We start from the raw sequence: 13,512 nt of genomic DNA, 5'->3' as shown, positions 1-13,512 counted from the left end.
ATGGCCACCGACACCGTCGCTCCGCTCCGGGCCGCCGCGCGGGCCGAACTCCGGTCCGCGCTGCGGGGACTGGGTGACGGCGCGCTCGACTGGCTGGAGCGGCACCTCGCCTGGTTCGATCCGTTCTCGCCCGAGGCCCGCGCCTCGGCCCACGGAAGGTCGGCGCACGGCAGGGCCAAGGCGGCCCTGGAGCTGGCGCTGCTCCGGCACTGCTGGGCCCGGACGGCCGCCGAGGGCGACCGCCGACTGGGCCGGGTGACCGAGCACGTCCGCACCCTCTGGCGGCAGCCCGAGGTCCGCGGGCTGGTCACCGCCGTTCCGGCCCACGCGACCTACTACGGGCTGGTCCACGCCGCGCTGGATCCGGACGGTCCGCCGGCCGGAACGGTGCTGGACCGGGCCGCCGTTGACGGCCTGTCACCGTACGCCCGGCTGGAGCTGCGCTACTACGCCGACCAGGCGCGGGCCCGCCACACCATCGAGCCGTACGCCGCACTGGCCGAACGGATCGAGCTGGTCACGCTGCCCGCGGCCGTGCGGGAGCGGGCGGTGCCGGACGGCGAGCCGCCGGTCTCCGTCCCGGACGCGTACGGCATCACGCACTCCAGCTACTACCTGACCGACTTCGGCCGGACCGCCGCACCGCTCTCCGCCGAGCAGCTGGCGGACGCGCGGGACCTGGTCCGGACGGTGCTGGAGCACTGCGTGCGGCGGAGCTGGTGGGACCTGGCGGCCGAGCTGATGATGGCCCAGGTCTGCCTGGGGGAGCGGCCGTTGGACACCTCGTGGGGCAGGGCCGCCCTCGACCTCCTGGTCCGGGCCCAGCGGCCGGACGGCGCGATCCCCGGACGCTCGGCCAACACCGCGGCGGCGCCGTCCGCCCCGGCGGACGAGTTCTTCGCGGCGGCGTACCACACCACCCTGGTCACCGCCCTGATGGTGCTGCTGCTCTCCTCGGCGGACGCCCCGGCGGTCGGTCCGGCGGTCGGTGCGGGAGCCGCCTCGTGAGCCGTCGCCGTCGATGGGTGCTGATCAGCCCCGAGTACACCCGGCTCTGGTTCGGCCAGGCGCTCTCCACCGTCGGGGACGCGGTGTTCTCCACCTCCCTGGTGCTCTGGGTGGCCACCGACCTGGCGGCGGGCCGCCCCTGGGCGCCGCAGGCGGTCAGCGGCGTGGTGCTGGCGACCAGCCTCTCCGTGCTGGTCGTCGGCCCACTGGCGGGTGTCTTCGTCGACCGCTGGGACCGGCGGCGCACCATGCTCGGCACCGAGGTGCTGCGCGGCGGTCTGGCCGGCGTGCTGACCGCCGTCTCCTTCCTCCCGGCGGACGCCCTCCCGATCGGACTCTGGCTCGGCCTGATCTACCTGACGGTCGCGTCGCTCAACGCCGTCGGCCAGTTCTTCACCCCGGCCCGGATGTCCGTCATCGCCGACATGGTCACCGGGGAGGGCGACCGGGCCCGTGCGGCCGGCATCGCCCAGGCGACCGCCACCACCGCCTGGATCATCGGGCCGCCGCTGGCCGCGCCGCTGCTGTTCACCGTCGGCATCCAGTGGGCGCTGCTCTTCAACGCGCTGTCCTACGTGGTGTCCTGGTTCGCCGTCCGCTCGGTGCGCCCTGACCCCTCGACGGAACCCGCGCGGACCCGGCCGAAGGCCGAACGGCCGAGCCTCGTCCGGGACTTCGTGGACGGCCTGCAGTTCTACAGCGGCAACCGGTTCCTGGTCGCGCTGCTGCTGATGTCCGTGATCGGCCAGATCGGCGCGGGCGCGCTGAGCGCCCTGAACGTCTTCTTCGTCACCGACAACCTGCACGTCTCCGCCCAGCTGTACGGCTACCTCGGCACGGCGACCGGGATCGGCGGCATCCTCGGCGCGCTGGCCTCCGGCCGCGTGGTCGAGCGGATCGGGGCACGGCGCGCCGCCTGGGCCGCGCTGCTGGTGAGCGGCGTCCTGCTGGTGGTGTACTCGCGGCAGAGCGCGTTCCTGCCCGCCATGGCCCTGCTCTTCGTCGTCGCGCTCCCGCTCACCGTGCTGAACAGCGCGCTCTCGCCGCTCCTGCTGGACGCCGCCCCGGCGGAGTTCCGGGCCCGGGTGATGGCGGTGTTCTACCCCGCCACCCGGCTCGCGTCGATGCTCGGCGCGGTGCTCGCCGGCTGGATCGCCGGCACCGGACTGGACGGCTTCCGGGCCACGCTGCTCGGGATGCGGTTCGGGCCGATCGACACCGTCCTGGTGGCTGCCGGGATCGTGATCGTGCTCGCCGGGGTCTACGCCCGGAGCGCACTTCCCGTCCTGGACAGGGGAGATGGCGGCGCGGCAGAGCCGAGCCCCGACCGGCCGGCCGAGGTCGCCGATACGGTCGAGGCCGCCGATGCCGTCGAGGTCGCCGAGACCGTCCGGGCCGGGGGCGCCGTCGAGGTCGGGGCGGAGGCCGAACCCCGGGCCGGGGCCGGGCGGAGGCCCGCTCCGGAGGGCAGGCCGTGACCTGCACCGGCTGCGGGTGGAGCGTCGCCGACGCGGACCGCTTCTGCGCCGGGTGCGGCCGGCCGCTGACGGCCGGCCCGCAGCGCGAGACGCGTCGCAAGGTCTCCGCGCTCTTCCTCGACCTGGTGGACTCCACCGTCATGGCCGAACGGCTCGACCCGGAGCCGCTGCGCCGGGTGATGGACCGTTGGTTCGCCGGCTGCGTCGACGCCGTCGCCGAACACGGCGGTGCGGTCGAGAAGTTCATCGGCGATGCCGTCCTCGCCGTCTTCGGTGCCACCGAGGCCCACGAGGACGACGCGCTGCGGGCGGTGCGGGCCGGGGTCGGGGCGCTGACCGCCCTGGCCGAACTCACCGCCGAGCTCCGCGCCGAGTACCAGGTGGCACCGGAGGCGCGGGCCGGAGTCTGCACCGGTGACGTCGTGGTGCTCACCCGGGCCGGGGAGGACTTCCGCGTCATCGGTGATGCGGTCAACACCGCCGCCCGTCTCCAGACCGCCGCCCGTCCCGGCGAGGTGCTGGTCTGCGCCGACACCGCCGTGATGGTGCGCGGCCAGGTCGGCCTTGCGCCGGTCGCGCCGCTCAGCTTGAAGGGCAAGGCGCGGCCGGTCCCCGCCTGGCGGGTCGGCGGATCCGAGCCGACTGCCGGACCGTCCGCGCCGAGCGTCCCCTTCATCGGGCGGGAGGGCGAACTCTCGGTGCTGGAAGACGGTCTGCGGAAGGCCCGGCGGCGGCGCCGGGTGCAGCTCGTCACCGTGGTCGGGGCGCCGGGCATCGGCAAGTCCCGGCTGGTGCGGGAGTTTCTGGCCGGGCTCCCGGCGGACGAGGTGGCGGTACTGACCGGCCGCTGCTCCGCCTACGGCCGGGGCATCACCTTCCGGCCGCTCGCCGAGATGGTCGGCGCACTGCCCGGTGGCCTGCCGGCGCTGGCGCGGGCCGGGGCGCCTGACGGTCCGTCGGAGGCGCGGCGCGCGGCGCAGGTGCTCGACCTGGTGGAGAAGGGCGGTTGCACCGGCCTGGTCGGTGTCGAGGACATCACCTGGGCGACCGGCCGGCTGCTCGAAGTGCTCGGCCGCAGCCGCGCGGTGGTGATGCTCTGGGACGACCTGCACCGGTCCGAGCCGAGCCTGCTGGACCTCATCGAGGAGCTGGCGGTCCGGCTCCGGGACACCCCGGTCCTGCTGCTCTGCCTGGCCCGTCCCTCACTGCTGGAGCGCCGGGTCGGCTGGGGCGAAGGCCGGGAGGACACCACCGTCCTCGAACTCGGCCCGATGACGGAGAGCCAGACCACCGAACTCCTCGGCCACCTGGCGCTCCGCGAGGAGGTCCAGGCGCACCAGCTGCCGGTGGACTCCGGCCGGGTCGCCACGCTGTGCGACGGCAACCCGCTCTTCGCCGAGCAGCTGATGGACGTGCTCGCCGAGGGCGCCCCGGGTGCCCGGGTCCCGGTCGGCATCCAGGCCCTGCTGGGAGCCCGGCTCGACCAACTGTCGGAGAACGAACGGCGGTCGGTGGAGCTGGCGGCGGTCATCGGCCGTGAGTTCGGGCGTGCTCCGCTGGTGCTGATGGCCGAGGCGGAGGCCCTCGCGGCCCCCGCCCTGGACGAGGCGACCGCCCGGCTGGTCCGGCGGCGGATCCTGGAGCCGGGCCCGGGCGGCAGCCTGCGCTTCGCCCAGGAGCTGATGCGCGACACCGCCTACGAGTTCACCCCCAAGGCGCGCCGCGAGCGTCGGCACGAGCTGCTGGCCCAGTGGTTCGCCGAGCAGCCGGAACCGGACCCGCTGGTGGTCGCGCACCACGTCGAGGCCGCCCACCGGCTGCGCCGGCAACTGCGGCCGGGCGACACCGGTCTGCCGGCGCTGGCGAGCACGGCGGCCGACACCCTGACCGGCCAGGGCAGGCACGCCCTGGCCCGCCGGGACCTGCCGGCCGCCGTCCAACTCCTCTCACGTGCACGCGACTTGCTCTCCACCGGCGACCACCGCCACACCGCGCTCGCGCTACGCCTGTGCGATGCCGGGATCGCGCTCCGGGACGCGGAGCTGTGCAGCACGGCCCTGGCCCGCGCCGCGGCCACCGGGCCGGACGACCCGGCGGCCGCGGCCGTCCTCGCGATCCAGCGCGGGATCGTCGAGCTCCGGCTCGGCCTCGCCCCGAGCTCTGCGGTGGAGCCGGCCCTCGACCCCGGGGACCACCTCGGCTGGTGCCGCCTGCACCAACTCCGGTGCCACCGGCACCTGCTGGCAGAGCGCACCGGCGCTGCCGAGGCCGAGCTGCGGCTCGCGCTGGAGCGCGCCCGGGCGATGGCGGACGACGACGAGGAGGACCGACTGCTGGGCGCCGCAGGCGAGTTGGCGCGGCGTTCGCCCACCGCGGTGGCGGCCGGGCTCGCCCTCTGCGCGGAGCTGGGCGAGCGGTTCGCGGACGGCTGGGCCCTGCTCGTCCCGGTCCTGCTGACCAGGGCCCACCTGACGGCACTCGGCGGGGACATCGACGCCGCCCGCCGCATCCTGGGCGACCTGCTGAGCTCGGCCCGCGAGAACCGCTCCGACCCGGGCGACGCGGCGGTGCTCGCGGCCGCCGGGTACGTCGAATCCCTGGCCGGGGCGCACCCGGTGGCCGAGGCCCGGTACCGGCAGAGCCTGGCCGCACGGTACGCCGGTCCGCACGCCCCCGACGTCCGGGACGCCGAAGTGGCCATCGCCCGGGCGCTGTTCGACCAGGGACGGATCGCCGAGGCGGCGGCCTCCCTCCCGGAGGACGGAGCCGCCCCGCTCCGGGCCCTGATCGGCGCGGCCGCGCTGCGCGGCCGGATCGCCTCGGCGCTCGGCCGGCACCAGGAGGCGCTCGCCGCCGCCGACGCCGCGCGGGTGCTGGCCACCGGGGCGGACGACCCCTGCCTGGTCGGTGGAGTGCTCTTCGACCTGGCCGTCGTGCGGCGGGCGGCGGGCCGGGCTCAGCCCGCCCGGGACGCGGGTACGGCGGCCGTACGGGCCTTCGAGGCGAAGGGCGCCGTGCTGCCGGCCGACCGCGTCCGCGCGTGGCTGGGCACCCTCGGAGGTCCGGATGTCTGAAGCCCTGCCGTCACCGCCTTGGCGCAGGCCGCCGCGTGACCAGTTCCCCGGCGTGCCCGCCTGGAGCATGCCCGTCACGACGGTGCCCCAGGAACCCTTCGACGTCAGCCCGTCGGGCCCCACCCCCGTCACCCGGGACTGGGCCTGGGGCGGCGCCGACGGCTCCGGCATCCGGGTCTGCGTGCTCGACAGCGGAGTCGAGGCCGACCACCCCCTGATCGGTGGCCTCGACCGCGCCATGGACGTACGCCCGGACGGGTCGGGAGCGCTCGCCGTCCACGCCGCCGACCCCGGCGAACCCGGCGACACCGCCGGTCACGGCACCGCCTGCGCCAGCATCATCCGCGCGCTCGCCCCCGGCGCGGCGATCACCTCGGTCCGGGTCCTCGCCAACGGCCCGCGCGGCGGCGGTGCGCACGGCAGCGGCGCGGCGCTGCTCACCGGTCTGAGCTGGGCCATCGACGAGGGCTACGACGTCATCAACACGAGCCTGTCGACCACCAAGCCCGAGTTCCGGGACGCGCTGCGCGACCTCGCGGACCGCGCCTACTTCCGACGCAGCGTCATCGTCGCGGCCGCCCACAACATGCCGGTGCGCAGCTACCCCTGGCTGTTCCCCTCGGTCATCTCGGTGGCGAGCCACGACGGCCCGGACCCGAGGTCGTTCTACTACAACCCCGCCCCGCCGGTGGAGTTCTACGCGAGGGGCGTCCGGGTCCCGGTGGCCGGGCTGGGTGGCGGGCGCCTGCTGTCCACCGGCAACAGCTTCGCCACCCCGCACATCGCCGGCATCTGTGCGCTGATCCTCGGCAAGCACCCCGCGCTGACGCCGTTCCAGCTCAAGTCCGTGCTGTACCTGACCGCCGAGAACGTGACCGCCATGTCCGACGACGCCGACACCGCCGCCCGCACCGCCGCCCACACCGATGCCGAAGGGGGCCACCGTGCCGACCGAACCGCCCCGGACCGCTGACCTCCCGCAGCGCCGACTCCTCCAGTCCATCGTCGAGGTGGCCCGCAGCGTCTTCGGCGCCGCCGCCACCTCCGTGATGCTGATCGACCCGGACAACGGCGACCTGGTCTTCGAAGCCGTCGCCGGCGAGGGCGAGCACCACCTCGTCGGCACCCGCCTCCCCGGCGGCACCGGCATCGCCGGCTGGGCCGTCCTCTCCGGCCAACCCGTCGTCGTCGACGAGGTCACCGAGAGCCCCCTGTTCGCCCGCGCGGCAGCCGAGTCGACCGGCTACGTCCCCCGCACCATCATGGCCGCCCCCCTGATCTGCGACGGCGACCGCGTCGGCGTCCTCTCCGTCCTGGACCGCGACACCCACCCCCGCTGCGACCTCGGCGACCTCGGCTCCCTCGGCCTCCTGGCGACCGAGATGGCGACCGTCCTCGAACTCCTCACCCACCTCCGCACCCGCGACACCTTCGACCACCCCCTCCTCCAGCGCCTCGCCGAGCGCCTCCCCACGGCCTCCGACCACGTGAGCGCGACGGTCACCAAGCTCCTCCTGATGGCCGACGACCTGCTGGCCGCCGACGACCGCCCCTGACCGGTCCGAGCCACCTGCCCGTCGTCAGATGGAGTAGAGCGACGTGACGACCTCGCCGTATCCGAGACCCAGGTCGGCCAGCATCTCGGCGAGTCGGGGCGGGGCTCCGTTCGCGCGCGGGGCGGGCCGTCCGACCAGCCCGGGGACGGCGGAGAGGTCGCCGCCCGAGAACCGCGAAGCGGGAGTGGCCGGTCGGGCCACCCGGTAGGTCCGCCAGCTGGCGACCTGCTGGGTGAGCATGACCAGGTCGGGGCTCCGCCAGGCGATGAAGGTCCAGCGGGAGCCGTTGCGGGCCCGGACGAGCAGTGGCTCGTCCGGGTCGGTGTGCTCGCCCAGCCGGGTGACGGCCCTCGCGGCGATCGGGGTGGCGTTGGAGAACGGGCCGGCGATCTCCCAGATCCGGTCGCGGAGTTCGACCTCCCAGCCGGAGGCCTCGAACTCCGCCCGGACCGCCGCGTGGGGATCGGTGTCCCGGGCGAGGGAGAGGAGACCCTCCAGGTCCCAGCGGTCGACCACACGTGCGCGGGCGCGCTTCGAGGGCAGCAGCAGGTCCTCGGCCAGCTCGGGGTCGGCGTCCGCGACCAGCGTCCGCGCGTGCGTCCACGCGCGGGCCGCGGTGATGTCGCGGCCGCGGTCGCCGGTGAGGGTGGCGTCCTGGCAGATCAGCGCCATGAGGACCGCGGTCACGGCGCGGAGGCGCTCCTCGGCCTGTGCGGGTGGGGAGTCCGTCTCCTGACGGGCACTCAGAGCGACCAGCAGGTCGGTGAGCCGTTGGCGCCAGCTCTCGTCGTCATCGTCCCAGATGCCTGCGGCGAGCAGCTGGACGCAGAGGCTCGCCACGACGAGCCGGGCGGCGAGCGGCGCGGACGTGACGCCGTCCGACCCGTCCGAGGCACTGGACACCGCGTCGATCCATCGTCCGGCCCAACGGCGGTAGCGTCCGCGGAGGTCGTTCGGGATGTCCGGTACGAGGTCGGGGTCGGGGTCCTCGGTCGAGGCGGACAGCGTGCCCTCGTCGGTCGTCCGATCGAGGTCGGCGTCCTCCTCGGTGTCCCCGGCCGCCGAGACGGTCCAGGAGAGTCGGCCGGGCGCGGCGGGGAGCCGGGTGAGCAGCGGGCCGTAGGCGAGTGACGTCGGCCAGTGGCCCAGCGCCTCCTGGCACTGGCTCTGGTAGCTCTCCCACTGGTCCGAGCTGCTCGTGGTGGCGACGTCCTGGCGGCTGACGGTCGTCGCGGCGGGAGAGCCGGCCGGCCTGCCGATCTGGCGGAGCCGGTTGAGGTCCTGCTCGAACCGGCGGGCGGCCAGCTCGTCCTCGAACAGGCTGCCGGCGGTGTACTCGTGGGTGACCCTCGGGCCGGACCGCGACTCGCTGGGCCGTGCGCAGCGCACCAGGTTGTTGGCGAAGACCGCTGCCGACTCGACGAGTTCGCCGTCCGAGCCGCGGTAGGAGGCCCGCACCGCCGCCCCGGGTGCCTCCGGGACGGTGAAGGAGAAACAGGTCTCCCCGGGCGGGACGTGGCCGACCGGCTGCCAGGAGGCCGGGGAGCCGTCGGGTGAGGTGCTGATCTCGACCGTGACGGTCTGTGGTTGACCGAGCGTCACGTGCAGCCCCGCGCCGTCCACCTTGGCACCGAGGAGTACCAGGGAGTGGCGGCGGGGGAGGACGGGGCGGATGGTGCCGCGACCGCGGAGGGCGTCGGCCGGAGCGGGCCTGCCCTCCTCGGGCAGGAGCGGGCCGGTGGTGGAGCTCAGGGTCGCGAGCTCGCAGTTCCCGCCCGCCGAGGTGGCGGTGGTCAGGGCGCTGCGGGTGAGATTGGGGCTGCCGGTCAGGGCGTGCCAGTGCGGTCCGGTGCGCCACTCGATCAACTTCCCGTGACGGAGCCTGGATTCCTCCAGGAGCCGTAGCTCGGCCTGGTGGCCGTCGAGGGCACGGTGGAGGGCGTCGCCGTCGTAACTGGACCAGCGTTGCTGGACGGCGACGGTGACCCGGGCGGGGGAGAAGTGATCGAGCAGGCGGCGGACGGCGGTGCCGGACGGGTCGAAGAACGGCGCGTACAGGTGGAGTTCGTCGACCGGCCCGGGCGGAAGCTGGTCGAGGATGGCCTGGTCCAGGTTGTGCAGGAGCCGGAGATCCGAGGTGGCGGCGGGCGTGAGGCCGGCCAACCGCTCGGCGGTCAGCCGGAGTTGGGCGGCGATGGTGCGATCGAGCCGGACGTGTCGGGGGAGCCCTTGCAGCCAGTCGGCCAGCTCCCCGAGGACGGGGTGCGCGGGGGTGTGTGCCGACTTCACGACCGTCCACAACTCGTCGTTGGCTCCCCAGCCGGAGAGGGTCGGATTGCCGGAGCCCACGGCGATCCAGGTCTCCTCCTCCCCGCTCAGCAGCGCGAGCTTGGGGTGGAACGCGCCGCTGCAGGAGGCCAGGCCGTTGAGGTAGCTGCGGCCGGCCAGCCGTACGTCGACCGGGTCGTACAGGCCCTGCGCCGCGTCGCCGACGACGGTGATGCGGGCGTCGAGCGCGCGGGCACGCGGGACGGCGGTCTTCTCGAGGAACGGGAGGTCGACGGTGAAGCCGAGCAGGAGCAGCTCGTGCAGCTCGGCCTGGTCGATCCGCTCGCTCCACTCGCGCAGCAGCGACAGCGGCGAGGCGAAGGCCCATCGGGTGTCGGTGCTCACTGCCGGACCTCCAGAACGGTGCTGCCCTTCGGGGTGATCTGCCAACTGCCGTCCTCATCCCGCTCGAAGAGCCCCAGTTGGATGCCGAACGAGCCCAACTGCCGCAGACGGGTGCCGATTTCCGCGTCCCCTTCGTCGCCCGTCTTGTAGTAGCGCTCGTTGCGCTGGTGGAGGCGGGAGAAGGTCCGTACGGTCCCGGTGCTGCTGTCGATCTTCAGCTTGGACAGCGCCACCCGGCGGGACTGCGCCAGCATGTCGTCCGCCAGCTGGGCGGCGAGGTCGCGGACGGGGCGGTCCCAGTGGTCCTGCAGCCGGGCGAGCACCCAGGTCGGATCGAGGAACTCCCCACCGCGGCGGCGGTGCCCGAGGAAGATCGACCGCACCTCGTCCGACAACCGACCCGGCTCGCCGCGTTGGGCGCCCACCAGCAGCAGCTTCAGGTTGGTGACCGGATCGCGGGGGTCGGCGTCCTGCAGTAGCGCACGTTCGGCGGGGGCCGGGTGTCCGTGGGCGTCCCACGGGTCGGGCAGGTCCTGGACGAAGGCCCGTACGGAGCGGTCCTGGGGTACCTGGTCGGCCAGCCAGGCCCGCAGTTCCTCACGGGAGCGGTCCGCTTCGCCGTGCTCGCTGCCGATGCCGGAGACCAGCCCGGCCCAGAGCCGGCGCCAGGCGTTGACCGAGTAGTTCCGCAGCAGGACACCGCGCCACCCGGCCGCCTGCGGGACGGTGAGCAGGACCTGATCGTCCGTCAGCGCCGGGCCGAAGGCGACCGCCGATCCGACCAGGTACTCGACGGACCAGGGCTCCGCCGCCCCGTGCAGGGCGATCGCGCGGGCGATGACCCGTAGCGACGCCCGGCGGGTACGGTCCGCCGGCTCCCAGTCGCCCGGGTCGTGGGCACCGGACCGGGTCGCGGTCATCAGGTCGGTGAGCCAGCCGGTCTCGGGCTGTTCGGGATGCTGGAGTGCCGCCGGCCGGGCGGACTCCAACTGGTCGGGGGTGATCGAGTCGTGCTCCGCCAAGTCCAGTACCGGAGCGAACAGTTGCCGGACCCCGGGAGGACACGGCCGGGCGCCGGGGCGGAGCGCGCCCTTCACCAGCCGGGCGGTGCCGAGCACCGCGCTCGGTCCTCCGTACTGTGCCCAGAAGCCCCACTCCCGTGGCGAGTAGGTCTTCTGCAGCTGCTTCTGGGCAGCGGCCCGGGCGAGTTCCAGGCCACCGTCGGAGCAGAACGAGCGGACCCGGTCGACGCCGTGGGCGGGGCCGGGCGCGGTCTCCGCCGGGGTGTCCAGTGACAGCGCGGCCAGGATGACCTCGGCACGTCGCACCAGACGCCGCGAACCCTGGGAGTCGAGGTCGTGGTGTTCGGCGTGGGCGGCGAGCGCGGCGTAGAGGGCGTAGTAGCGCGTGTAGCGGGTGACGCTCGACAGGCCGGGTGCCAGACGCTCGACCGCCCGCATGACCGGCCCTTCGACCGACAGCGGCAGGCGACCACCACTCGAGTCGAGCCCGTTGACCGCCCAGTCCGGACCGAGCACCTGAGTCATGGACCGTCCCTTCCGTAGACACCGTCACCCTAATGACCCGTCAGGTGGCACATCGTGGTGGGTGACGGCACCGAAACGCGAAAGTGCCGGTCGAGATCAATCTCGACCGGCACTTTCGCGAGCCCCGAGGGGCTACTGCTGGTGTCCGAGGGGGGACTTGAACCCCCACGCCCGATAAAGGGCACTAGCACCTCAAGCTAGCGCGTCTGCCATTCCGCCACCCGGACTAGGTGTCTGTCTCGGCGGTGTGTTCCCCGCTCCGACACAGAGAACATTACCAGGCTCCGAGGGTGGTTCTCGACCACGTTTGCGCCGGTCACAGGGTGCGCGGGGGTATATGGGGGCACATCATCACAGAACGGACAGGTTGGCGGCTGGAGGTGGCTGTGGTGGGTGCGGTCGGCGGGCGGAACGAGGGCCGGGGCGGGGACGGGGAGGCGGCGGAGCGGGGGCTGGCGCGGGGGTTCGGGGCCTTGGTGGTGCTGGGGGTGGTGCTGATCGGGGCGGCGGTGTTCGGGCTGCTGTACACGGCGTTCGCGACGCTGACGGGCGTGCTGCTGTTCGGGTGGCTGCTGCTGATCGGCGGGGCGGCCGGGCTCGCGCACGCGGTGCTGGCGCGGAACGCGAACTACTTCTGGCTGGGGGCCTCGGTCGCGGCGCTGAACATCGCGGCGGGTGCGGTGATGATCGTCCGGCCGGACGCGGCGGCGGAGGGGCTGACGCTGTTCGCGGCGCTGCTGTTCCTGAGCGCGGGGACCTTCCGGCTGGTCGGGGGGCTGGCGGTGCGGGGGCCGCAGTTCGGGTGGACGCTGCTGCTCGGGGTGCTGGACGTGATCATCGGCCTGCTGGCGCTGGCGCAGTGGCCGAGCGATTCGCTGTACACGCTGGGCCTGCTGTTCTCGCTCTCGCTGCTCTTCGACGGCCTGGGGCTGGTGAGCATCGGGGTGGGGGCCCGCCGCGTGATCGGGATGCTGGGGGACGCACGGCGGGAGGCGGAGCCCTCGCCGCTGCCCGAGCCGCTGCCCGAGGCGACGGCTGAGGTTGACGCGGCGGCGCAGGCGCAGACGCGGACGCCGCCCGACGCACCCGAGGTGGAGAAGGCGGCGGTGGATGTGGAGAAGCCGTCCAGTCCGTGAATGTTCCGTCGGCTGCCGGGCGGATTCGGAGCGGGAAGCGTCAGGAGGGGAGGGGAAACGGTCGGGACACGCCACGGCACGTCAAGTTGTAGTCGCTGAGCCGGTGCTGACTGCCGTTCTCCTAGCCTCGGTGGTCCAGCGCGAAGGGCGGCTAGACGTGGAGCAGACCAGAAGACCGGCCGAGCCCGTGACGAGGACGAGACCGGTGGCGCCGGTCGGGGCGGTGCGCGTGGCGCACGGCACGCACGGCCGGCGCGAGGAGGGCGGCCCCGGTGAGGGGGTCTGGCGGTTCTCGGCGGTGGCGCACGAGGCCTCGGTGCCGCAGACCAGGCACGCGGTGCGGGACCGGTTGTTGGCGCAGGGGATGGCGGGTGAGGCGTACCAGGAGCTGATCGACGACGTGCTGCTGATCGTCTCGGAGCTGGTGGGCAACGCGGTCACGCACGCCGCGGTGCTCTCGCCCCACCTGACCACCGAGCTGGCGATCGAGGGCGGCTGGGTGCGGGTCTCGGTGGAGGACGGGCACCCGTACCGGCCGAAGGCCCTGGAGAGCGACATCGGGCAGCTGGGCGGGCGCGGGTTGCTGCTGGTGAAAAGCGTGACCCTGCAGGCGGGCGGGGTCTGCGACGTGGAGCGGACGGGGGAGGGCGGCAAGGTGATCTGGGCCTCGCTGCCGCTGCCGGAGGTGTTCGCGGAGCCGGACGAGGCGGCCGGGCTGCCCGAGGCCGTGCTGCCGGGTGTGCTGCGGCCGGGCGTCGGGCACCAGGCGGTGCGGCCGGCCGCCGCCGTGCCGGGCCCGGTGCGGCCCGAGGTCTGACCCCGAGGTCTGACAGGTCCCGAGGCCCGACCGCCCAGGGACGGCGCGAGCGGCGGAAGAGCGCTGGACGAGCACGAGGGGGCGCCGGGACGGGGAGTGGTGCTCCCCGTCCCATGGGTGGCGACCAGCCATCTGCAGCAGCGCGACCGGCCGGGTCCAGTCCAGCGCGGAGCGCACGGCCTCGTCGCTCAGCAGGGCCTCCGGCTCGAAGATGTCCGCCTCG

8 protein-coding genes, 1 tRNA gene and 1 pseudogene are annotated in these 13,512 nt (G+C 74.3%); 7 read left to right on the top strand and 3 right to left on the bottom strand.

Features of this window, described 5'->3' with window-relative positions:
• The 5 genes from ACWEPF_RS04460 to ACWEPF_RS04440 all read left to right on the top strand — a co-directional run bounded on the left by ACWEPF_RS04460 (position 1) and on the right by ACWEPF_RS04440 (position 7,116).
• Positions 1–1,008, top strand: coding sequence for a DUF6895 family protein (locus tag ACWEPF_RS04460; RefSeq protein WP_452171369.1), 1,008 nt, complete (start codon positions 1–3; stop codon positions 1,006–1,008).
• Complete coding sequence (locus ACWEPF_RS04455) at positions 1,005–2,486, top strand: MFS transporter (protein ID WP_452171368.1); 1,482 nt, start codon at positions 1,005–1,007, stop codon at positions 2,484–2,486. Before ACWEPF_RS04460 ends, ACWEPF_RS04455 begins: the two co-directional genes overlap by 4 nt.
• Positions 2,483–5,560 (top strand): AAA family ATPase, encoded by a 3,078-nt coding sequence (locus ACWEPF_RS04450; protein WP_452171367.1) that lies wholly within the window; start codon positions 2,483–2,485, stop codon positions 5,558–5,560. The genes ACWEPF_RS04455 and ACWEPF_RS04450 overlap by 4 nt, the downstream gene beginning before the upstream one ends.
• Before the next feature lie 82 nt (positions 5,561–5,642).
• Positions 5,643–6,533: a S8 family serine peptidase gene (locus ACWEPF_RS04445; protein ID WP_452171366.1), complete on the top strand. Its 891-nt coding sequence runs from the start codon at positions 5,643–5,645 to the stop codon at positions 6,531–6,533.
• Positions 6,505–7,116, top strand: coding sequence for a GAF domain-containing protein (locus ACWEPF_RS04440; protein WP_345280807.1), 612 nt, complete (start codon positions 6,505–6,507; stop codon positions 7,114–7,116). Before ACWEPF_RS04445 ends, ACWEPF_RS04440 begins: the two co-directional genes overlap by 29 nt.
• A gap of 24 nt (positions 7,117–7,140) precedes the next feature.
• Here the strand turns inward: ACWEPF_RS04440 and ACWEPF_RS04435 are convergent, their stop codons facing one another.
• The 3 genes from ACWEPF_RS04435 to ACWEPF_RS04425 form a co-directional block, all read right to left on the bottom strand.
• A complete protein-coding gene (locus ACWEPF_RS04435) occupies positions 7,141–9,789 on the bottom strand; it encodes a hypothetical protein (RefSeq protein ID WP_452171365.1) in 2,649 nt (882 codons plus the stop codon).
• Positions 9,786–11,336, bottom strand: coding sequence for a hypothetical protein (locus ACWEPF_RS04430; RefSeq protein WP_452171364.1), 1,551 nt, complete (start codon positions 11,334–11,336; stop codon positions 9,786–9,788). The genes ACWEPF_RS04435 and ACWEPF_RS04430 overlap by 4 nt, the downstream gene beginning before the upstream one ends.
• 139 nt (positions 11,337–11,475) lie before the next feature.
• A tRNA-Leu gene (locus ACWEPF_RS04425) sits at positions 11,476–11,563 on the bottom strand.
• 162 nt (positions 11,564–11,725) lie between these two features.
• On the opposite strand from ACWEPF_RS04425, the gene ACWEPF_RS04420 reads away from it, so the two are divergent.
• Positions 11,726–12,472: an HdeD family acid-resistance protein gene (locus ACWEPF_RS04420; protein ID WP_452171517.1), complete on the top strand. Its 747-nt coding sequence runs from the start codon at positions 11,726–11,728 to the stop codon at positions 12,470–12,472.
• A gap of 229 nt (positions 12,473–12,701) precedes the next feature.
• Positions 12,702–13,151, top strand: a pseudogene (locus ACWEPF_RS04415) (ATP-binding protein); the annotation flags it as partial.
• Positions 13,152–13,512 lie beyond the last annotated feature (361 nt).

It is taken from the genome of Kitasatospora sp. NPDC004289, assembly GCF_053602875.1.
Note: the sequence above shows the minus strand (reverse complement) of the source record. Positions and strands in the feature narration are given on the sequence as shown.